At 67.3% G+C, this 20,414-nt stretch carries 18 protein-coding genes; 12 read left to right on the top strand and 6 right to left on the bottom strand.

Annotated elements, in window-relative coordinates; all coding sequences use genetic code 11:
* Positions 1–5 precede the first annotated feature (5 nt).
* Complete coding sequence (locus B0920_RS19395) at positions 6–335, bottom strand: hypothetical protein (protein WP_078034274.1); 330 nt, start codon at positions 333–335, stop codon at positions 6–8.
* 13 nt (positions 336–348) lie between these two features.
* A complete protein-coding gene (rpiA, locus tag B0920_RS19390) occupies positions 349–1,026 on the bottom strand; it encodes a ribose-5-phosphate isomerase RpiA (RefSeq protein ID WP_078034273.1) in 678 nt (225 codons plus the stop codon).
* Positions 1,027–1,196: 170 nt separating this feature from the next.
* Here rpiA and B0920_RS19385 point away from each other — a divergent pair, with 170 nt between their 5' ends.
* Positions 1,197–1,550 (top strand): hypothetical protein, encoded by a 354-nt coding sequence (locus B0920_RS19385; RefSeq protein WP_078034272.1) that lies wholly within the window; start codon positions 1,197–1,199, stop codon positions 1,548–1,550.
* 123 nt (positions 1,551–1,673) lie between these two features.
* Positions 1,674–2,579 (top strand): c-type cytochrome, encoded by a 906-nt coding sequence (locus B0920_RS19380; RefSeq protein WP_078034271.1) that lies wholly within the window; start codon positions 1,674–1,676, stop codon positions 2,577–2,579.
* On the opposite strand, the gene B0920_RS19375 is transcribed toward B0920_RS19380, so the two are convergent.
* From B0920_RS19375 to edd, 3 genes are read right to left on the bottom strand one after another with little or no spacing between them, the layout of a single operon-like run.
* Positions 2,569–3,111 carry a Rhs element Vgr protein gene (locus tag B0920_RS19375; RefSeq protein ID WP_078034270.1) on the bottom strand — a complete coding sequence of 181 codons (543 nt, stop codon included), beginning with the start codon at positions 3,109–3,111 and terminating at the stop codon, positions 2,569–2,571. The two genes, B0920_RS19380 and B0920_RS19375, sit on opposite strands and share 11 nt — an antisense overlap.
* A gap of 10 nt (positions 3,112–3,121) precedes the next feature.
* Positions 3,122–3,745 carry a bifunctional 4-hydroxy-2-oxoglutarate aldolase/2-dehydro-3-deoxy-phosphogluconate aldolase gene (eda, locus tag B0920_RS19370; protein ID WP_078034269.1) on the bottom strand — a complete coding sequence of 208 codons (624 nt, stop codon included), beginning with the start codon at positions 3,743–3,745 and terminating at the stop codon, positions 3,122–3,124.
* Positions 3,742–5,661 carry a phosphogluconate dehydratase gene (edd, locus tag B0920_RS19365; protein WP_078034268.1) on the bottom strand — a complete coding sequence of 640 codons (1,920 nt, stop codon included), beginning with the start codon at positions 5,659–5,661 and terminating at the stop codon, positions 3,742–3,744. Before edd ends, eda begins: the two co-directional genes overlap by 4 nt.
* 229 nt (positions 5,662–5,890) lie before the next feature.
* On the opposite strand from edd, the gene pgi reads away from it, so the two are divergent.
* The 6 genes from pgi (at position 5,891) to tal (ending at position 12,950) form a co-directional block, all read left to right on the top strand.
* Positions 5,891–7,534: a glucose-6-phosphate isomerase gene (gene pgi / locus B0920_RS19360; protein ID WP_078034267.1), complete on the top strand. Its 1,644-nt coding sequence runs from the start codon at positions 5,891–5,893 to the stop codon at positions 7,532–7,534.
* 24 nt (positions 7,535–7,558) lie between these two features.
* Positions 7,559–8,455 carry an SMP-30/gluconolactonase/LRE family protein gene (locus B0920_RS19355; RefSeq protein WP_229455779.1) on the top strand — a complete coding sequence of 299 codons (897 nt, stop codon included), beginning with the start codon at positions 7,559–7,561 and terminating at the stop codon, positions 8,453–8,455.
* Between the two features lie 442 nt (positions 8,456–8,897).
* Complete coding sequence (gene zwf / locus B0920_RS19350) at positions 8,898–10,367, top strand: glucose-6-phosphate dehydrogenase (RefSeq protein WP_078034266.1); 1,470 nt, start codon at positions 8,898–8,900, stop codon at positions 10,365–10,367.
* Positions 10,368–10,383: 16 nt separating this feature from the next.
* Positions 10,384–11,238, top strand: a complete 855-nt coding sequence (locus B0920_RS19345) for an SIS domain-containing protein (protein WP_078034265.1) — start codon at positions 10,384–10,386, stop codon at positions 11,236–11,238.
* 247 nt (positions 11,239–11,485) lie between these two features.
* Positions 11,486–11,983, top strand: coding sequence for a GAF domain-containing protein (locus B0920_RS19340; protein ID WP_078034264.1), 498 nt, complete (start codon positions 11,486–11,488; stop codon positions 11,981–11,983).
* A 37-nt stretch (positions 11,984–12,020) separates the two neighbouring features.
* A complete protein-coding gene (tal, locus tag B0920_RS19335) occupies positions 12,021–12,950 on the top strand; it encodes a transaldolase (RefSeq protein WP_078034263.1) in 930 nt (309 codons plus the stop codon).
* Between the two features lie 67 nt (positions 12,951–13,017).
* Here tal and B0920_RS19330 read toward each other — a convergent pair whose 3' ends face one another.
* On the bottom strand, positions 13,018–13,635 hold the full coding sequence (locus B0920_RS19330; protein ID WP_078034262.1) for a TetR family transcriptional regulator: 618 nt from the start codon (positions 13,633–13,635) through the stop codon (positions 13,018–13,020).
* Positions 13,636–13,799: 164 nt separating this feature from the next.
* Between B0920_RS19330 and B0920_RS19325 the strand changes: the two genes are divergently transcribed.
* The 4 genes from B0920_RS19325 (at position 13,800) to B0920_RS19310 (ending at position 20,397) form a co-directional block, all read left to right on the top strand.
* On the top strand, positions 13,800–15,110 hold the full coding sequence (locus B0920_RS19325; protein ID WP_078034261.1) for an efflux RND transporter periplasmic adaptor subunit: 1,311 nt from the start codon (positions 13,800–13,802) through the stop codon (positions 15,108–15,110).
* Positions 15,111–15,138: 28 nt separating this feature from the next.
* Positions 15,139–18,294: an efflux RND transporter permease subunit gene (locus tag B0920_RS19320; RefSeq protein WP_078034260.1), complete on the top strand. Its 3,156-nt coding sequence runs from the start codon at positions 15,139–15,141 to the stop codon at positions 18,292–18,294.
* Positions 18,294–19,721 (top strand): efflux transporter outer membrane subunit, encoded by a 1,428-nt coding sequence (locus B0920_RS19315; protein WP_078034259.1) that lies wholly within the window; start codon positions 18,294–18,296, stop codon positions 19,719–19,721. Before B0920_RS19320 ends, B0920_RS19315 begins: the two co-directional genes overlap by 1 nt.
* 235 nt (positions 19,722–19,956) lie before the next feature.
* Positions 19,957–20,397 (top strand): thioesterase family protein, encoded by a 441-nt coding sequence (locus tag B0920_RS19310; RefSeq protein ID WP_078034258.1) that lies wholly within the window; start codon positions 19,957–19,959, stop codon positions 20,395–20,397.
* The last annotated feature ends 17 nt before the right edge of the window (positions 20,398–20,414 follow it).

Below are 20,414 nucleotides of genomic sequence, written 5' to 3'. Positions count from 1 at the left end.
GAAGACTACATCTTTTTGCACTGGCGCAATTCGCACCGCGCCATGAACACCTTGCCGTTATCGCACTGCATCCGGTAAACCTCCACCGGCCCCGGCTCCGTAATCAAGCCCGCCCCCTGCCCGCCTTCGCAGGCATGCCCGCGCGCCAGCTTCTCGACCGTGGCCGAGGACACGCCGGTCCTGAACGGCACCCGCTCGATCGGCGCGCCGTTGGCGTCGACCAGCCCGGCCGCAGCCGGCTTGGCCGCGACCGCCGCCGGCGCCGCTTCCATCTTGCTCTTGAACATGGAGCAACCGCCCAGCAGGACGGCCGCCAGCACCAGCGCGCGCTTCATGCGAGCCTCCCGCTCAGAACGTCAGCTTCTTGACGCCTTCCGCCGTGCCCAGCAGGCAGACATTGGCGCCGCGCTGCGCGAACAGGCCGACGGCGATCACGCCGACGATCTGGTTGATCTTGCTTTCCAGCGCCACCGGATCGGCGATCGACAGGCCGGCCACGTCGATGATCTCGCCGCCGTTGTCGGTGATGAAGGCCTCGTCGCTGCCCGGCTTGGTGCGCAGGCGCGGCTGGCCGCCCAGGGCCGCCAGCTGGCGCATCACGGCCGCGCGCGCCATCGGAATCACTTCGACCGGCAGTGGGAACTTGCCCAGCGTTTCCACCAGCTTGGAACCGTCGGCGATGCAGACGAACTGCTTCGACACCGAGGCCACGATCTTCTCGCGGGTCAGGGCCGCGCCGCCGCCCTTGATCATCGCGCCCTGGGCCGTGATCTCGTCCGCGCCGTCGATGTAGACCGCGATCGACTCGATCTCGTTCAGGTCGAACACCGGGATGCCGTGGCCGCGCAGGCGGGCCGCCGTGCCTTCCGACGAGGCCACGGTGCCCTTGATGTGGTCCTTGATCTTGGCCAGTTCGTCGATGAAGAAATTGGCGGTCGAGCCGGTGCCCACGCCGATGATTTCGCCGTCGACCACGTATTCGATGGCGGCGCGCGCCACTGCCTGCTTGAGTTCGTCTTGAGTCATGATGCTCTGTTGGTAGAAGAAAAAGAATGCGCCATTTTAAAGGATAGTCCGGCCCGGGGCGCGAAAACCGGGCTCCCGGGGCCGGCGGATGCCTGCGAAACCATGCTGTGCGCATTGCCAAAAATGCAGCGACACATCAGACTGGACTTTTCCTTGACCGAGGACCGGCGATGAAGCGCTTCCCTTTCCCCGCACTGGTGTGCGCACTGCTGGCTGCAAGCAGCGGCCATGCCCAGGACGCAGGCTTCTGCCAATCCATGTGCGACTCCGAACGCAAGGAGTGCCGCGCCCAGGCGGCCGAGGCGGCCAGCTACGACAGCGCCCCTCTGATCAAGATCGAGGACAGCAATCCGCACGCGCAGGCAGCCGCACGACGCGAGGGCCAGCCGGCCGAGGTGCGCGCCGCCGAGAAGTCGAGCTTCCAGCGCGCGCTGGCGGAACGCGGCGCACGCTGCGACACCCGCTTCCGGCAGTGCACCCGCGGCTGCGGCCCGGCGCCGGCGCCTTCGCGCGCCAAGGGCTGAGCAGGCACGCCGGCTGAGGTTCCTGCATCCGGCCAGGCATGGCGCACGTAGCTAGGCCTGGTCCCCTTGCACGGGGTGTGCCGGTCCACGACCGGCTGAACGGACAGCACAGAACATCAGCACATGAAAACCTGGATCAAACGCGCGGCCATCGGCATGGGCGCGCTCTTCGGCCTCGCCGGCCTGGCGGTGGCCACCGCCCTTCACGTCGGAGAACAAACCCGCACCCGCGTCATTCGCGTCGAAGTCGCGGCGCTCGACCTCGACAACAGCCCGGCCACGCTGGACCGCGGGCGCTATCTGTTCAACTCGCGCGGCTGCGCCGACTGCCACGGCGCGCGCGGCGCGGGACGCACCATCATCGACGGCGACGGCATGCTGGTGGTGGCGCCCAACATCACGGGCGGCGCCAACGGCGTGGTCAAGGACTACGACGCCGGCGACTGGCTGCGCGTCCTGCGCCACGGCGTCAAGCCGGATGGCCGGCCGGTGCAGATCATGCCGAGCGAAGACTGGAACCGCATGAGCGACGAGGACGCTGTCGCGCTGATCAGCTACGCGCGCCAGCTTCCGCCGGTAGCCGGTGTGGCCGCGCGCATCGAGACGCCGCTGCCCTTCAAGCTGATGTACGGGCTGGGCGTGATCCAGGACGCCGCCGCGAAGATCGACCACACGCTGCCGCCGGAACCCGCGGTGACGCCGGCCGTCTCGGTGCAGCACGGGATGTACGTGGCCAATATGTGCATGGGCTGCCACGGCGCGAACCTCAGCGGCGGCAAGATCGCGGGCGGCCCGCCCTCCTGGCCGGCGGCGGCCAACCTGACCCCGGGCCCCGGCTCGGTGCTGCCGCGCTATCCGGATGCCGCCTCCTTCCGCGACATGATGCGCAGCGGCCTGCGTCCGGACGGTTCCCGCGTCGACCCGGCCATGCCCTTCGCCGCGCTGCGCAACCTGAACGACACCGACCTCGACGCCATGTACCACTACTTCCAGTCGCTGCCGCCGCGCGCGACCGGGCTCAGGCCCTGACCAGCAGCCTGCGCGCCAGGCCGCGCGGCAGGCTGGCGCGATCGCCGGGCGCCGCCAGGAACCGGGCCAGCACGCGCTCGTAGAGCGCCAGGCTGGCGCGATAGCGCTGCTGGCGCATCGCGTCCGGCTTGCGCAGGTGCTTCAGCACGAAGTAGTCGGCCAGCAGGTCGCCCTGGGCCTCCATGTTGTAGTCGGCCAGGGTCCTGTCCTCGCGCAGCGTGTAGCCATAGCGCAGGCCGATGCGGACCGCCCCGCGCAGGCGCACCGGATAGCCCAGCTGGTGCTGCCACACGTGCACCATCTCGTGCATGAACCAGTGGATCGCGCCAGCCGCGCCGCGCGTGTAATCGGGCAGGAAGCAGGAATGGTGGAAGTACATGCTGCCGTTCGGCGTCATGCAGCAGTTGCGGGGCTGGAAAGGCAGGTAGCGCCGGTTGTGCACGCGCACAAGGGCGTAGTCGATGGCGTCGCCAAACAGCAGCGACGCCATCCGGATCTCGCCGTCGCTCAGCGGGCGCGCGAGCGTCGGCATGGGGCGAGGCTTACTGCGGGCGCAGGGCCGCCGCGGCGCGCGCCAGCTCGGTGATCTGGTCCCACTGGCCGGCCACCATCAGGTCCTTCGGGGTCAGCCAGGAGCCGCCCACGCAGGCCACGTTCTTGCAGGCCAGGAACTTGGGCGCGGTCTCGATCGAGATCCCGCCGGTCGGGCAGAAGGTCACGTCCGGCAGCGGGCCGCCGATCGCGTTGAGCATGCCCACGCCGCCCGCCGGCACCGCCGGGAACAGCTTGAGCTGGCGGAAGCCCGCCTCGCGCGCAGCCATCACCTCGGACGGGGTCATCACGCCCGGCAGCAGCGGCAGGCCGCTGGTCCTGGCCGCCTCGATCAGCGACGGGGTCAGGCCCGGCGAGACGCCGAACACCGCGCCGGCGTCGCGAGCCTGGGCGAATTCGTGCGGCTGGGTCAGGGTGCCGACGCCGACGATAGCGCCTTCCACCTGGCTCATGGCGCGGATCGCGTTCAGTCCGTGCTCGGTGCGCAGGGTTACTTCGAGCACGCGGATGCCGCCTGCAACCAGGGCTTTCGCGAGCGGCACGGCGTGCTCGGGGTCGTCGATGGCGATCACCGGAATCACGCTCGCCGAGCGCATGATGTCAAGTAGGGTCATTTCTGCGTCCTAAAGAGAAAGTCTTCGTCGGAACCGGGCACGACTTCGTTGGCGTCCACGCCTTCATGCAGCGGCACGGTGGTGGGGATCGGCGACGGCAAAGGGAAGGTGGCTGCGCCCTCCTCCGCCGCGCTGATGGTGGCGCGGAACACGGCGAACAGCTCGCGTCCCATGCCGATGTGGCTCTTGGACAGGTCGGCGGTGGCCATGCTGCGCGCCGCCCACACGTCGTCCGCGACCAGCGCGTTCAGCTCGCCCTTGGCGGCGCAGACGCGGATGATGTCGCCGTCGCGCACGAGGCCGAGCGGACCGCCGGCCAGGATCTCGGGCGAGACGTGGATCGCCGCCGGCACCTTGCCGGACGCGCCCGACATGCGGCCGTCGGTGACCATCGCCACGCGGTAGCCGGCGTCCTGCAGGTTCGACAGGGCCGGAGTCAGCGCGTGCAGTTCCGGCATGCCGTTGGCGCGCGGGCCCTGGAAGCGGATCACGGCCACGAAGTCGCGATTCAGCTTGCCGTCCTTGTAGGCCTGCATGAAGGCTTCCTGCGAATCGAAGGTGATGGCCGGCGCCTCGATGGTGTGGTACTCCGCCTTCACCGCCGAGATCTTCATCACGGCGCGGCCCAGGTTGCCCTGCACCAGCACCATGCCGCCGTTGCTGCTGAACGGGTTCGAGGCCGGACGCAGCACCGCTTCGTCGCCGCTCTGCGCGGTGACGTCGCGCCACACGACCTTGCCATCCTCGCCCAGGAAGGGCTCCCTGCAGTGGGCGCGCAGGCCGCGGCCGAGGATGGTGTTGACGTCCTCGTGGGCCAGGCCGGCGTCGAGCAGTTCGCGGATGATGAAGCCCGGGCCGCCGGCGGCCTGGAAGTGGTTCACGTCGGCTTCGCCGTTCGGATAGATGCGGGTCAGCGAAGGCACGACCTTGGACAGCTGGTCGAAGTCGTTCCAGTCGATCACGATGCCGGCCGCGCGCGCGATGGCGATCAGGTGCAGGGTGTGGTTGGTCGAGCCGCCGGTCGCGTGCAGCGCGACGATGGCGTTGACGATGCTCTTCTCGTCCACGATGCGGCCGATCGGCATGTAGCTGGAACCCTGTTCCGAGATCTCGACCGCGCGCTGGGCCGCCGCTTTCGTGAGCGCGTCGCGCAGCGGGGTGCCCGGGGTGATGAAGGCGGAACCCGGCAGGTGCAGGCCCATCATCTCCATCAGCATCTGGTTGCTGTTGGCGGTGCCGTAGAAGGTGCAAGTGCCGGCGCCGTGGTAGGACTTCGATTCGCCTTCCAGCAGTTCCTCGCGGGTCGCTTCGCCCTTGGCGTAACGCTGGCGGATCGCGGCCTTTTCCTTGTTCGAGATGCCGGTGGTCATGGGGCCGCCCGGCACGAAGATGCCCGGGATGTGGCCGAAGTGCAGCGCGCCGATGAGCAGGCCCGGCACGATCTTGTCGCAGATGCCCAGGTAGAGCGCGGCGTCGAACATGTTGTGCGACATGCCGACGGCGGTGGCCATGGCGATGGCGTCGCGCGAGAACAGCGACAGCTCCATGCCCGGCTGGCCCTGGGTCACGCCGTCGCACATGGCCGGCACGCCACTGGCGAACTGCGCCACGGCGCCGACTTCGCGCGCGGCTTCCTTGATGATCTGCGGGAAGTATTCGAAAGGCTGGTGCGCCGACAGCATGTCGTTGTAGGACGAGATGATGGCCACCGACGGGGCCTTGTATTCGCGCAGCTTGAGCTTGTCGTTGGCCGGGAAGGCGGCGAAGCCGTGGGCCAGGTTGGTGCACGAGAGGCTGCCGCGCTGCACGCCCTGCACGCGCGCGGCCTCGAGATGCGCCAGGTAGGCAGCGCGCGAGGGGCGGCTGCGCTGGATGATGCGTTGGGTAACCTGTTCAACTACAGGGTGGAGCGCCATGTTCGTTCCTTCCTTCATTTGGGTATCTGAAATTTTACTACAGATTTGTCCGGTGCGCGCATCACCCCGCTTTTCCCTCTTTCGATGGGGATGTCGGGCGGATCGGGGCGAGGCGCCCGAAGGACGGGAGGGAGTGGCGCACGGCGTTTTATGTAGTGAATTTACGCGCGGTTCCCTGTATTATTCGATCATCTGCTAATGACAACATTGTGCCACGCACATCCATCCCATGCGCCAGCCACCTCTGACCAGCACCGCCACTTTCCAGTCCCTCGACCAGCATGCCGAAGACGCCGAGCTTTGGCACATGCGCGACCTGTTCGCCGCCGATCCCCAGCGCTTCGAGCGCATGTCGGTCGAGGCCGCAGGTCTGTTCCTAGACTATTCAAAAAATCGCGTCGACGGGCGCACGCTTGAACTGCTGGTCCAGCTGGCGAAAGAACGCGGCGTCGAGCAGCGCCGCGAGGCCATGTTCGCCGGCGAACGCATCAACAACACCGAGAACCGCGCGGTTCTGCACACCGCCCTGCGCGCCCCGCGCGACGCCAAGCTGGTGGTCGACGGCCAGGACGTGCCTGCCGACGTGCACGCGGTGCTCGACCGTATCCGTGTCTTCAGCGACGCGGTGCGCGGCGGCGAATGGCTGGGCCATACCGGCAAGCCGATCACCGACGTGGTCAACATCGGCATCGGCGGCTCCGACCTCGGCCCGAAGATGGTGGTGCTGGCCCTGCGCCACTACGCCCATCCGCGCCTGCGCATGCACTTCGTCTCGAACGTCGACGGCCACGACATGGACGCCGCCCTGGCGCAGGTGAACCCGGAGACCACCCTGTTCATCGTCGCCTCCAAGACCTTCACCACGGCCGAGACCATGATGAACGCCCAGACCGCGCGCGCCTGGTTCCTGCAGCACGCGCCGGAAGAGGCGCTGGCCAAGCACTTCGTGGCGGTGTCGACCAATACGGAAGCGATCAAGAAGTTCGGCATCGATCCGGCCAACATGTTCCCCTTCTGGGACTGGGTCGGCGGCCGCTACTCGGTGTGGTCGGCGATCGGCCTGCCGGTCGCGCTGGCGGTCGGCTACGGCTACTTCGCCGACTTCCTGGCCGGCGCCCACGCCATGGACCAGCACTTCCGCGAGGCGCCGCTGGAACAGAACATGCCGGCCCTGCTGGCCCTGATCGGTTTCTGGAACCGCCAGTTCCTGGGCTGCACCTCGGTCTCGATCGCGCCCTACCACCAGGACCTGAACCGCTTCCCGGCCTACCTGCAGCAGCTCGACATGGAAAGCAACGGCAAGCGCGTCACCCGCGAGGGCGAGCCGGTCGACACCGCGACCTGCCCGGCGATCTGGGGCGAGTGCGGCACCAATGGCCAGCACGCCTACTTCCAGCTGCTGCACCAGGGCACCGACGTGACCCCGATCGACTTCATCGCCGCCCTGCGTCCGGCCCACGAGTTCGACAACCACCACACCGCCCTGCTGGCCAACTGCTTCGCCCAGTCGGAAGCCTTCATGAAGGGCAAGACGGCGGACGAGGTGCGCGCGGATCTGAAGCAGCAGGGCCTGGCGGCGGACGAGGCCGAGCGCCTGGTGCCGCACAAGACCTTCCCGGGCAACCGCCCGAGCAACACCATCCTGATGGAACGCCTGACGCCCTCGACCCTGGGCGCCCTGATCGCGCTCTACGAGCACAAGACCTTCGTGCAGGGCGTGATCTGGGATGTCAACAGTTTCGACCAGTGGGGCGTTGAACTCGGCAAGGTGCTCGCCAAGAAGATCGAAGCCGAACTGGCGGGCGCCGCGCAGCCGGAGCAGCACGACAGCTCCACCAATGGACTGATCGCGCGCGCCAAGGCCGCGGTCTGAGAGGAACCCTAGACCTGTACAACGATGGCAACGGAAAAATTTGAAGTGGTCCACGACGCGCCGATGCTGGTCGGCGAGTCCGCGCTCTGGCACGAAGTCGAATCGGCCCTCTACTGGGTCGACATCAACGGCCTGACGGTCAACCGCGTGCATCCCGCGAGCGGCAAGTTCAGCTACTGGAAGATGGGTTCGGAGCCCTCGGCCCTGGCGATCGACGACGTCAACAACCTGATGGTCGCCACCCGGCGCGGCATCGTCTACCTGAACACCACCGACGGCAGCGAAACGCCGGTCGCGGACGCGCCCTACGACGTGAGCAAGGTGCGCTTCAACGACGGCCGCGTGGACCCGGCCGGCCGCTTCTGGATCGGCACCATGTACGAGCCGCGCGACCAGCCCGCGGCCGAGATGTACGTGCTCGAGCGCGGCAAGCTGCGCCGCGCCTGGTCCGGCGGCATGACCAACTCCAACGGCCTGGCCTGGAGTCCGGACGGCCGCACCATGTACCACGCCGACACCACCACGCACCGGATCGACTGCTACGACTTCGACCCGGCCACAGGGGTGCAGAGCAATGGCCGCACCCTGCTCACCTTCCCGAGCGACAAGTCGGCGCCGGACTATGGCGGACGGCCGGACGGCGCCACGGTCGACAGCGAAGGCTGCTACTGGGTCGCCATGTTCGAGGGCGGCCGGGTGCTGCGCATTTCGCCCAAGGGCGAGATCCTGCGCGAACTGCGGGTGCCGGTGCGCTGCCCAACCTCGCTGGCCTTCGGCGGCACCGACCTGCGCACGCTCTACATCACCAGCGCCAGCCACGGCCGCTCGGCTCAGGAACTGGCCGAGTATCCGCTCAGCGGCAAGGTGCTGTGCACGCGCGTGGACGTCGCGGGGCGCGAGGAGCCGGAGTATCGGGACTGACCGGCGGAGGAGCGGGACTGATCAACGGAGTATCGGGACTGATCAGCGGAGTATCGGGACTGATCAGCGGAGTATCGGGACTCATCAGCGAGTATCGGGACTGATCAAGCCAGCAGATCCTTGAGGCTGGCACACCGCCCAGTTTCCGTTCCCGACCTGCTTTAGCACGTCATCCCGGCGAAGGCCGGGATCCAAGTTTGCCCGCGCTGCCGGCACCTTCGAGCGCAAGTGGTAGCGCAAGGAACTTGGATCCCGGCCTACGCCGGGATGACGTGCGAGAGCCAGGTGACGTGGAGAATCCAGCGCTGTTCGCAGTGAGCGCCATCAGGGAGCGCCATGACTCTTCCGTAGTAAATTTTCTTGCAAACCCCTCGGTTTATGTAGTAAATTTACATCGCACTCTCCACCCGCATTCCTCACATTTGCAGCCCCGATTCCGATTATGGCCCTTTCCGATTTCGACCTCGTTTTCTTTGGCGGCAGCGGCGACCTTGCGATGCGCAAGCTCCTCCCTGCGATGTACGCGCGCGACGTCGCCAACGACCTGCCGCCCAGCGCCCGCATCATCTGCGTGGGCCGCGACGCCTCGACCCAGGAAGACTTTCTGCAGTTCGTCGAGAAGAACTCGAAGCCGCACATCAAGGAAACCCCATCGGACGAGAACTGGGCGCGCTTCCTCGACCGCATCACCTACGTCGAGCTGAACGCGACCGACGTCGGCACCTACGCCCCGCTGGTCGAGGCCCTGCGCAAGGACGAGTCGCTCACGCGCGTCTACTACCTGGCCACCCCGCCCCACCTGTTCGCCACCATCTGCGACAACCTGGCCGCCACCGGCCTGGCCACGCCGAACTCGCGCGTGGTGCTGGAAAAGCCGCTCGGGCGCGACCTGGCCTCGGCCAAGCAGATCAACCTCGACGTCGGCAAGGTGTTCGCCGAATCGCAGATCTACCGCATCGACCACTACCTGGGCAAGGAGACCGTGCAGAACCTGCTGGCCCTGCGCTTCGGGAACATCCTGTTCGAGCCGCTCTGGCGCCGCGAATGGATCTCGGACGTCCAGATCACCATCGCCGAGAAGATCGGCGTGGGCAACCGCCTGGGCTACTACGACACCTCGGGCGCGCTGCGCGACATGCTCCAGAACCACCTGCTGCAACTGCTGTGCATCGTGGCCATGGAGCCACCCGCGTCGATCGCGCCGGACGCCGTGCGCGACGCCAAGCTGCAGGTGCTGCGCTCGCTGAAGCGCTTCACCCCGACCACCCTGGCCCAGAACATCGTGCGCGGCCAGTACCGCGCCGGCCACATCGACGGCCAGGCGGTGCCGGGCTACCGCGACGAGCCGGGCGCGCCCAAGCATTCGCGCACCGAGACCTTCGTCGCCATGAAGGCCGAGATCGACACCTGGCGCTGGGCCGGCGTGCCCTTCTACCTGCGCACCGGCAAGCGCATGGCCGACCGCCTGGCCGAGATCGTGGTGCGCTTCAAGCAGATCCCGCATTCGATCTTCAACCAGCCGACCTCCAGCTTCCAGCCCAACAGCCTGGTGATCCGCTTGCAGCCGGACGAAGGCCTGTCGATGAACCTGATGGCCAAGACTCCGGGCGACTCGATGCGCCTGAAGCAGGCCGAGCTCGAACTCGACTTCCGCGAGCAGTTCACCAGCCCGCGCATGGAAGCCTACGAGCGCCTGCTGCTCGACGTGCTGCGCGGCCAGCTGACCCTGTTCATGCGCGGCGACGAGCTGGAAGCGGCCTGGGAATGGGTCGAGCCCATCCTCGAGCACTGGGAGCAGGACGACAACGCGCCCGTGCCCTACACCTCCGGCACCTGGGGCCCCGCCGCCTCGAGCGCCCTGATCGGCCGCGACGGCCTGCAGTGGCGCGAAGAAGTGCTGCCGGAAGACTGATCCTTCACCGACCATCATGCTGCTCGACTCCATCCGCACCCAGCTCGATTCGCTCTCCAAATCGGAGCGCAAGGTGGCGCTCGCGGTGCTGGCCGCCCCGTCCGCGACGGTCAGCCAGAACATCACGGCGCTGGCCAAGAGCGCCCAGGTGTCCGAGCCGACCGTGGTGCGCTTCTGCCGCACCCTCGGCTACGAGGGCTGGCACGAGTTCAAGCTCAAGCTGGCCCAGGGCCTGGCCCTGGCCCTGCCAGGCGCCAACGAGCAGCCGGCCCAGGACGACCTGGCCTCGGACCTGATCAACAAGATCTGCAGCCGCTCGATCAACACCCTGCTCGACCTGCGCAACAACCTCAAGCCGGAACTGATCCAGAAGGCCCTCGAGATCCTCTCGCGCGCCAACAAGATCGAGTTCTACGGCCAGGGCACCTCGGGCTTCGTGGCCGCCGACGCCCAGCACAAGTTCTTCCGCTCGGGCGTGCCGACCGTGGCCTATACCGACCCGGCGATCCATTCGATCGCGGCGGCCCTGCTGCGCGAAGGCGATGCGGTGGTGGCGATCTCGCAGCGCGGCAACAACCCGGCGCTGACCCGCTCGGCCAAGCTGGCGCGCGCCGGCGGGGCCGAGGTGATCGTGCTGGCGCCCTCGGGGACGCCGCTGGCGGAGATGGCGACGCTGTTCATTCCGATCGACCTGGTGTTCGCGATCGATCCGTACACGCCGATTTCGGCGCGCCTGGCTTACCTGGTGGTGATCGACGTGCTGGCCGTGGGGCTGGCGCTGCGGCGCGGGCCGGAGTTCCGCAAGAAGATGCAAAATGCGCAGAAGGCTTTGCAGGAGTTCGATATGCAGTTCGATTCTTTCATTGGCTGACACTGGGCTGGGTGAACTTGGATCCCGGCCTTCGCCGGGATGACGTTCTCAGGCAGCTGGCAAAAAGTTGACGCCAGCCAGACAGTTTGCCGTAAAACCGTCATCCCGGCGAAGGCCGGGATCCAAGTTTGCCAGCAGACCACCACCGCCCTCCCCGCCCCAGACCCGAGAGCCCCTCCCCCCGCCAAACGCGGCCGCACCGCCTCAGGTGTAAAATACCGGGTTTCGACAGCAACCCCGGTCCGCCATGCACATCAATCCAGAACGCAGCACCCGTCCCGATTACGACCTGCTGGTGCGCCAGGTCACGAGCGTCCTCGAAGGCGAGCGCGATCTGACGGCGAACGCCGCGCAGTTCTCCGCCCTGGTCTACGACACCCTGGCCGACCTGAACTGGGCCGGCTTCTACCTGACCGTGCCCGCCAAGAAGGGCGAGGGCCAGGACCTGCTGGTCGGCCCCTTCCAGGGCAAGCCGGCCTGCGCCCGCATCCCCTTCGGGCGCGGCGTCTGCGGCACCACCGCCGTCGAGCGCAAGACCATCGTGGTGCCGGACGTGCACGCCTTCCCCGGCCACATCGCCTGCGACTCGGCCTCGAACTCGGAAATCGTCCTGCCCCTGATCAAGAACGACAAGCTGATCGGCGTGTTCGACATCGACAGCCCCAAGCTCGACCGCTTCTCGGAAGAAGACCGCATCGGCCTCGAACGCATGCTCGCCGCCTTCCTCGACGGCACCGACTGCTGATCCACCAGAATCCAGACTCACCCTAGCGAGACCCGCCATGAACCAACTCGAACAACTCAAGCAGTACACCACCGTGGTCGCCGACACCGGCGACTTCCAGTCGATCAAGGCCTATGCGCCCCAGGACGCGACCACCAACCCCTCGCTGATCCTGAAGGCCGTGCAGAAGCCGGAATACCGTCCGCTGCTGGAAAAAGCCATCGCCGACGCGCCCCACGCCGAGATCGACGAGATCGTCGACAACCTCCTGATCGCCTTCGGCGTGGAAATCCTGAAGTACGTGCCGGGCCGCGTCTCGACCGAGATCGACGCCGCGCTGTCCTTCGACACCGAAGCCACCGTGGCCAAGGGCCGCGAACTGATCGCCCTGTACGAGAAGGCCGGCGTGTCGCGCGAGCGCGTGCTGATCAAGATCGCCTCGACCTGGGAAGGCATCCGCGCGGCCGAGATCCTGGAGAAGGAAGGCATCCGCTGCAACCTGACCCTGCTGTTCTCGCTGTGCCAGGCCGTGGCCTGCGCCGAAGCCGGCGTGCAGCTGATCTCGCCCTTCGTGGGCCGCATCTACGACTGGTACAAGAAGTCGACCGGCACCGACTACACCGGCGCCGACGACCCGGGCGTGCAGTCGGTCAAGCGCATCTACCAGTACTACCGCAAGTTCGGCTACAAGACCGAAGTCATGGGCGCGAGCTTCCGCAACACCTCGCAGATCCTGGAACTGGCGGGCTGCGACCTGCTGACCATCTCGCCGGACCTGCTACAGAAGCTGGCCGACGCCGACGCGCCGGTCGAGCGCAAGCTGATGGCCGACGCCAAGGCCGACATCGCCAAGATCGACATCGACGAAAAGAGCTTCCGCTTCATGCTGAACGAAGACGCGATGGCGACCGAGAAGCTGGCCGAAGGCATCCGCGCCTTCGTCGCCGACTCGATCAAGCTCAAGAAGATGATCGCCGAGATGCGCTGATCGCCAGCCGCATCCATGCACAACGGCGCCCGCGGGCGCCGTTGTCGTTTGTGCCGCGGCAGCCCGCTCAGCTGCGGCGCAGGCCTTGCAGGAAGATGTCGATCACCTGCCCGCCCGTGTCCAGCAGGTCGAAGGCGCTGGGCTCGAAGATCCAGTTGCGGATCAGGCCATCGACGATGATCCAGCCACCCGTGGCCGCGGTGCGCGGCAGCACGTCCTCGCGCAGCATGCCCTTGTCCCGGGCCGCCTGCAGATGCTCTTCCATGCGGTCGCGCCACAGGGCGATGGATTCGCTGCGGCGCGCGCGCACCGAATCCACATCGTCCAGGAATTCGGTCTTGAGGGTGGCGATCTCGAACACGCGGCGCGCCTTCTCGTCCTCGGCTGTGATGCGCAGCACGGTCACCAGTTCATCGCGCAGGCATTGCAGCGGGTCCTGGACCTCGCGCTGCTGCAGCAACTGCATCGCCTCTTCGATCGGCGACTTGGCGCGGTCCATCATCGCGTTGAACAGCGCTCCCTTGTCGAGGAAATGCCAATAGATCGCCCCGCGCGTCACACCCGCGGCGCTTGCGATATGCTGCAACGTTGTTCGCGACACGCCTTGTTTTGCGAACAATATTTCCGCAGCGTCTAGAATACTGTCACGTGTCGCGGCAGCTTCTTCTTTCGTGCGACGAGCCATTTTTGAGAGCCTACTCCCGATGAGGGGCATTGAAACAATTTACATACAGTCGTGATAGTATATAAAACTATTTGCAAAAGCCAGTGCTGATATCGGATCCGGGTAAAGCCTGTCGCCCCGGGACGACGGCATCGGCGCTATTTCTAATCAGAAGGAAGCATGTAATGCGCTCTGCCCACTCCTCTACCCTGTCCATGACCCGGATCGCCGCCGGCACCCTGGCGGCCCTGGTGCTGCTCTCGGCCTGCGGCAAGAAGGACGCCGCGCCCGGTCCCGGCGGCCCCGGCGGCAAGATGCCGGCCCCGGAGGTCGGGGTCATCGTCGCCAAGGCCGAACCGGTCGCGCTGCAGACCGAACTGCCGGCGCGCGCCGAACCGGTGCGCACCGCCCAGGTCCGCGCCCGCGTCAACGGTGTCGTGCTCAAGCGCCTGTTCACCGAAGGTAGCGAAGTCAAGCAGGGCCAGTCCCTGTTCCAGATCGATCCCGAACCGTATCAGGCCCAGCTTAACAGCAGCCAGGCCGCACTGGCGCGCGCCCAGGCCAACCTGACCCAGGCCGCTGCCCAGGCCAAGCGCTATGCGCCGCTGGCGCAGGCCCAGGCGATCAGCGAGCAGGAATACACCAACGCCGTCGCCGCCCAGAAGCAGGCGGAAGCCGAAGTGGCCTCGGCCAGGGCCCAGCTGCGCGTCGCCCAGATCAACCTGAGCTACTCGAACGTCTACGCCCCGATCTCGGGCCGCATCGGCCGCGCCCTGGTCACCGAAGGCGCGCTGGTCTCGGCCGCCGAGGCGACCGAGCTGGCCCTGATCCAGCAGACCAACCCGATGTACCTGAACATCACCCAATCCGCCGCCGAACTGCAGCGCCTGCGCAAGGGCGCCGGCGCCGGCCGCGTCGCCGCCGGCCTGCCGGTCACCGTGATGCTGGAGGACGGCACCGAACTGCCGGTGCGCGGCAAGCTGCTGTTCTCGGACGTCACCGTGGACCCGAGCACCGGCCAGGTGACCTTGCGCGCCACCGTGCCGAACCCGGACAACGCCCTGCTGCCGGGCCAGTACGTGCGCGTGCGCCTGGCCCAGTCAGAGATCCCGAATGGCATCCTGGTGCCCCAGCAGGCCGTGACCCGCGGCGGCGCCCAGGGCGACACCCTGACCGTGATCGGCGCCGACAACAAGCCCGCGCCGCGCACCGTCAAGATCGCCTCGCAGCAGGGCCAGAACTGGGTGGTCACCGAAGGCCTGAAGGATGGCGACCAGGTGATGGTCGACGGCTTCCAGAAAATCCAGATGATGCCGCCGGGTACACCGGTCAAGCCGGTGCCGTGGTCGCCGCGCCAGCCGGCCGGCGCGCCGAATGCCACGGCGGCCAGCGCCCAGGCTGCCGGCGCAGCGAACGCCGCCGGCGGTCCGCCGACCTCGGCGCCGTCCGGCTCCACGGCGAGCGCCACGCCGGCCGCCGGCACGCCCCGCCGCTAAGGGCGCAGTTTAAGAACAGGAACCCCTCATGGCACGTTTTTTCATTGACCGCCCCATCTTTGCGTGGGTGATCGCGCTGTTCATCATGGTGATCGGCGGTGTGTCGATCACCCAGCTGCCGATCGCCCAGTATCCGAACGTGGCGCCGCCATCGATCGTGATCAATGCCGCCTACCCGGGCGCATCGGCCCAGGTGCTGGAAGACTCGGTCATCTCCGTCATCGAACGCGAGATGAACGGCTCTCCCGGCCTGATCTACATGGAATCGAGCAGCACGGCCAACGGCAGCGGCTCGATCACCCTCACGTTTGAAACCGGCACCAATCCCGACCTGGCCCAGGTGGACGTGCAGAACCGCCTGTCGCGCGCCACCCCGCGCCTGCCGCAGGCGGTGAACCAGCAGGGCGTACGCGTCGACAAGGTGCGCGCCAACTTCCTGCTGTTCACCATCCTGTCCTCGGACGATCCGAAGTGGGACCCGATCGCGCTCGGCGACTATGCCTCGCGCACCGTGCTGCCCGAACTGCAGCGCGTGAAAGGCGTCGGCACCGCCCAGCTGTTCGGCACCGAGCGCGCGATGCGCATCTGGATCGACCCGGCCAAGCTGGTGGGTTACCGCCTGTCGCCGGGCGACGTCAACGCCGCCATCCGCAGCCAGAACGCCCAGGTGGCCTCGGGCACGATCGGCGAACTGCCACTGGCCGCCGGCCAGGAGATCAACGCGACCGTGGTCGTCACCGGCCAGCTCAGCACCGTCGAACAGTTCGGCAACATCGTGCTGCGCGCGAATCCGGACGGCTCCACCGTGCGCCTGCGCGACGTGGCCCGCATCGAGATCGGCGGCCAGGCCTACGCCACCTCGGCGCGCCTGAACGGCAAGCCGTCCACCGGCATCGGCATCCAGCTGGCCCCTGCCGGCAACGCGCTGGAAACCGCGAAGCTCATCAAGGCCCGCATGCAGGAACTGTCCAAGTACTTCCCGCCCGGGATGAAGTATGCGATCCCGTTCGACAGCTCGAAGTTCATCGACATCTCGATCGAGCAGGTGCTGCACACCCTGGTCGAGGCGATCGTGCTGGTGTTCCTGGTGATGTACCTGTTCCTGCAGAACATCCGCTACACCCTGATTCCGACCATCGTCGTGCCGGTCGCCCTGCTCGGCTCCCTGGCCACCCTGCTGGCGCTGGGCTTCTCGATCAACGTGCTCACCATGTTCGGCATGGTGCTGGTGATCGGCATCGTGGTCGACGACGCCATCGTGGTGGTCGAGAACGTCGAGCGCATCATGAGCGAGGAAGGCCTGCCGCCGCTGCAGGCGACCCGCAAGGCGATGGGCCAGATCTCGGGCGCGATCATCGGCGTGACCGTGGTGCTGATGTCGGTGTTCGTGCCGCTGGCCTTCTTCGGCGGCGCGGTCGGCAACATCTACCGCCAGTTCGCGGCCGTGATGGTGTCGGCGATCGGTTTCTCGGCCTTCCTGGCCCTGACCCTGACCCCGGCCCTGTGCGCCCACCTGCTCAAGCCGGTGCAGGCCGGCCACCACCACGACAAGCGCGGCTTCTTCGGCTGGTTCAACCGCAAGTTCACGGCCACCGCCAAGAACTACGAGAGCTTCGTCGCGCGCCTGCTGCGCCGCTCGGCGCGCGCGATGGTGGTGTTCGCGGTGGTGATCGGCGTGGTGGTGCTGCTGTTCACCCGCATGCCGAGCTCCTTCCTGCCCAACGAAGACCAGGGCTATGTGATCGCCAACGTCCAGCTGCCGCCGGGCGCGACCCGCGAGCGCACCAGCGAAGTGATGCGCCAGGCGGAGGAATTCATCATGAAGCAGCCGGAAGTGGCCAACATGGTCAGCGTGCTGGGCTTCTCGTTCTCGGGCTCGGGCCAGAACATGGCGCTGGCCTTCATCCCGCTCAAGGACTGGGACGAGCGCAAGGGCGACGGTTCCAGCGCCCAGGCCCTGGCCGGCCGCATCATGGGTGGCCTGTCGGGAGTGCGCGATGCCTTCATCTTCGCGCTGTCGCCGCCGCCGATCCCTGAACTGGGCCGCGGCACCGGCTTCACCTTCCGCCTGCAGGACCGTGGCGGCAACGGCCGCGCGGCCCTGCTGGCGGCGCGCAACCAGCTGCTGGGCATGGCCTCGCAGAGCCCGATCCTGACCGGCGTGCGTCCGGAAGGCCTGGAGGACGCGCCCCAGGTGATGCTCGACATCGACCGCGACAAGGCCCAGGCCCTGGGCGTGACCTTCGATGCGATCAACACCGCGATCTCGACCTCGCTCGGTTCGTCCTATGTGAACGACTTCCCGAACGCCGGCCGCCTGCAGCGCGTGATCGTGCAGGCCGAGGCCGAGTCGCGCATGCAGCCGGACGACCTGCTGCGCCTGAACGCGCTGAACCTGCAGGGCCAGCCGGTGCCGCTGTCCTCCTTCGCCACCACGCGCTGGATCACCGGGCCGATGCAGACCATCCGCTACAACGGCTATCCGGCGATGAGCATCTCGGGCGACGCCAAGCCGGGCTATTCGACCGGCGATGCGCTGGCCGAGATGGAGCGCCTGGCGGCCCAGTTGCCGCCGGGCTTCGCCTTCGAGTGGACCGGCCAGTCGCGTGAAGAAGTGCTGTCGGGTTCGACCATGGGCATCCTGATGGCCTTCTCGATCCTGGCGATCTTCCTGGCCCTGGCGGCGCTGTACGAGAGCTGGTCGATTCCGGTCTCGGTGCTGCTGATCGTCCCGCTGGGCGTGCTCGGCGCGGTGCTGGCGGCGCTGATGCGCGGCTATCCGAACGACGTGTACTTCAAGATCGGCCTGGTGACCATCATCGGCCTGGCGGCCAAGAACGCGGTGCTGATCGTCGAATTCGCGAAGGACCTCCAGGCCCAGGGCAAGTCGCCGATGGAAGCCGCGATCGAGGCGGCGCACCTGCGCTTCCGCCCCATCATCATGACCTCGCTGGCCTTCATTCTCGGCGTGCTGCCGCTGGTGGTGGCGGGCGGCGCCGGCTCGGCCTCGCAGCGCGCGATCGGCACCGGCGTAATGGGCGGGATGATCACCGCGACCGTGCTGGGCGTGCTGTTCACGCCGGTGTTCTTCGTCGTGATCCGTAAAATCTTCAAGGGCAGCGAACGCCAGCGCAAGAAATATGCGCACGAAGAGGAAGTCGCTGCAGCCGAAGGAAAGAAATGATGATCAAACACGCTAAACTCCTGACCCCGCTCGCGCTGGCGATGGCGCTCTCGGGCTGCCTGTCGCTGGCGCCCAAGTACGAGCGCCCGGCGGCCCCGGTCGCGGCCAGCTTCCCCGAACTGCCGCGACCGGCCAGCGCGCCGGCCAATCCGGTGGCGAACGAGCCTGCCGCCCAGATCGAATGGCAGCGCTTCTTCCTCGATGCGCGCCTGCGCCAGCTGATCGACCTGGCCCTGGCCAACAACCGCGACCTGCGGGTGGCGATCGCCAACATCGAGCAGGCGAGCGCGCAATACCGCATCCAGCGCGCCGACCGCCTGCCGACCGTGGGCGCAGCCGTCACCGGCCAGCGCCAGACCACCGGCGAAGACCAGCCGATCAACAGCATCTACCAGGCCGGCCTGTCGGTCTCGCAGTTCGAGCTCGACCTGTTCGGACGCGTGCGCAACCTGTCGGACGCGGCGCTGGCCCAGTACCTGGCCACCGAAGAGGCGCGCAAGACCACCCAGATCAGCCTGATCGCCTCGGTCGCCAACGCCTACCTGCAATTGCTGGCGGACGAAGAGCTGCTGGCCCTGGCCCAGCGCACCGTGCAGACGCGCGAAGAGTCGGACAAGCTGACGCAACTGCGCTTCGAGAACGGCGTGGCCTCGCGCCTGGAGCTGCAGCAATCGCGTTCGCTGGTCGAGACCGCGCGCACCACACTGGCACAGGCCCAGCGCCAGCGCGCCCAGGACATCAACCTGCTCACCCTGCTGGTGGGCCAGACCCTGCCCGAGGCGCCGGCCGGCGCCACCCTGGCCTCGACCGTGCTGCCCGATCTTCCGGCCGGGCTGCCTTCGGACCTGCTGGCGGCGCGTCCGGACATCCGCTCGGCCGAGCAGCAGCTGATCGCGGCCAACGCCAACATCGGCGCGGCGCGCGCCAACTTCTTCCCGCGCATCACCCTCACCGGCAGCGCGGGCAGCGCCAGCACCGAGCTCTCGGGCCTGTTCAAGAGCGGCAGCTTCGGCTGGACCTTCGCGCCGCAGGCGATCCTGCCGATCTTCGACTACGGCCGTAACCGCGCCGTGCTCGGCTCGGCGCGCGCCCAGCGCGACATCGCGGTGGCCCAGTACGAGCGCTCGATCCAGACCGCGTTCCGCGAAGTGGCGGACGCGCTGGCCGGCCAGGCCACCTTCAGCGAGCAACTGCGCGCCCAGCGCGCGGTGGCCGAGGCGGAAGCCGACCGCTTCAACCTGTCGGACCTGCGCTACCGGAATGGCGCGGCCAGCTATCTCGATTTGCTGGATGCGCAGCGCTCGCTGTTCCAGGCGCAGCAGCAGGCGATCCAGGCGAACCTGCTGCGCTTGCAGAACCAGGTGACTTTGTATCGCGTGTTGGGTGGGGGGTGGACCGAGCCGGCGACGCCCGTCGCAGCGCGTTAATCACCCGCTGCCTCAAAACGTCGTCCCCGCGAAGGCGGGGACCCAAGTTCTGTTTGCGTTATCGAGACGCTCGCAAACTTGGGTCCCCGCCTTCGCGGGGACGACGTTGTTTTATGTAGCGGGCCATACTGCCGTGCTTGGGTTCCATCTCGGTAAGGCCGCCACTGGGTGAGGTGCCGAGCAATACGACGCCAGCTGGTGTCTAATAAGGTGTTTCCCCCCTCAGGAGCACGCCATGTTCGAACGCACCCTGGTCGCCGGTTGGGGCGACATGGATTTCAACGCCCACATGCGCAACACCGCCTACCTCGACAAGTCGGCCGACGTGCGCATGATGTACTTCGCCGAACACGGCTTCCCGATGTCCGAATTCGCCCGCCTGCAGCTCGGCCCCGTGGTGATGCGCGACCAGATCGACTATTTCCGCGAATGCCGCCTGCTCGACGAGATCCGCGTGACCCTGGCCCTGGCCGGCCTGTCCGAGGACGGCAGCCGCATGACCCTGCGTAACGAATTCCACCGCGACGGCCAGCTATGCGCCCGCGTGACCTCGACCGTCGGCTGGTTCGACCTGCGCCAGCGCAAATTGATCGTCCCGCCGCCCGAACTGGCGGCGCTGCTGCGCGCCCTCGATCGCAGCGAAGACTTCGCCGTCCTGCCGGGCAGCGCGCGCTGAAACGCTTGTTGTAGCGC

Source organism: Massilia sp. KIM, assembly GCF_002007115.1.
GTDB lineage: Bacteria > Pseudomonadota > Gammaproteobacteria > Burkholderiales > Burkholderiaceae_D > Telluria.
This window is presented reverse-complemented; position numbering and strand designations above follow the sequence as displayed.

What these genes read in the sequence shown, in the direction of transcription:
- B0920_RS19375 (WP_078034270.1), bottom strand. Translation starts at nt 3,111, where the DNA reads ATGCCGACGCTCGCGCGCCCGCTGAGCGACGGCGAGATCCGGATGGCG.
- B0920_RS19325 (WP_078034261.1), top strand. Translation starts at nt 13,800, where the DNA reads ATGCGCTCTGCCCACTCCTCTACCCTGTCCATGACCCGGATCGCCGCC.
- B0920_RS19385 (WP_078034272.1), top strand. Translation starts at nt 1,197, where the DNA reads ATGAAGCGCTTCCCTTTCCCCGCACTGGTGTGCGCACTGCTGGCTGCA.
- B0920_RS19340 (WP_078034264.1), top strand. Translation starts at nt 11,486, where the DNA reads ATGCACATCAATCCAGAACGCAGCACCCGTCCCGATTACGACCTGCTG.
- eda (WP_078034269.1), bottom strand. Translation starts at nt 3,745, where the DNA reads ATGACCCTACTTGACATCATGCGCTCGGCGAGCGTGATTCCGGTGATC.
- edd (WP_078034268.1), bottom strand. Translation starts at nt 5,661, where the DNA reads ATGGCGCTCCACCCTGTAGTTGAACAGGTTACCCAACGCATCATCCAG.
- rpiA (WP_078034273.1), bottom strand. Translation starts at nt 1,026, where the DNA reads ATGACTCAAGACGAACTCAAGCAGGCAGTGGCGCGCGCCGCCATCGAA.
- zwf (WP_078034266.1), top strand. Translation starts at nt 8,898, where the DNA reads ATGGCCCTTTCCGATTTCGACCTCGTTTTCTTTGGCGGCAGCGGCGAC.
- tal (WP_078034263.1), top strand. Translation starts at nt 12,021, where the DNA reads ATGAACCAACTCGAACAACTCAAGCAGTACACCACCGTGGTCGCCGAC.
- B0920_RS19345 (WP_078034265.1), top strand. Translation starts at nt 10,384, where the DNA reads ATGCTGCTCGACTCCATCCGCACCCAGCTCGATTCGCTCTCCAAATCG.
- B0920_RS19315 (WP_078034259.1), top strand. Translation starts at nt 18,294, where the DNA reads ATGATCAAACACGCTAAACTCCTGACCCCGCTCGCGCTGGCGATGGCG.
- pgi (WP_078034267.1), top strand. Translation starts at nt 5,891, where the DNA reads ATGCGCCAGCCACCTCTGACCAGCACCGCCACTTTCCAGTCCCTCGAC.
- B0920_RS19320 (WP_078034260.1), top strand. Translation starts at nt 15,139, where the DNA reads ATGGCACGTTTTTTCATTGACCGCCCCATCTTTGCGTGGGTGATCGCG.
- B0920_RS19395 (WP_078034274.1), bottom strand. Translation starts at nt 335, where the DNA reads ATGAAGCGCGCGCTGGTGCTGGCGGCCGTCCTGCTGGGCGGTTGCTCC.
- B0920_RS19380 (WP_078034271.1), top strand. Translation starts at nt 1,674, where the DNA reads ATGAAAACCTGGATCAAACGCGCGGCCATCGGCATGGGCGCGCTCTTC.
- B0920_RS19310 (WP_078034258.1), top strand. Translation starts at nt 19,957, where the DNA reads ATGTTCGAACGCACCCTGGTCGCCGGTTGGGGCGACATGGATTTCAAC.
- B0920_RS19330 (WP_078034262.1), bottom strand. Translation starts at nt 13,635, where the DNA reads ATGGCTCGTCGCACGAAAGAAGAAGCTGCCGCGACACGTGACAGTATT.
- B0920_RS19355 (WP_229455779.1), top strand. Translation starts at nt 7,559, where the DNA reads ATGGCAACGGAAAAATTTGAAGTGGTCCACGACGCGCCGATGCTGGTC.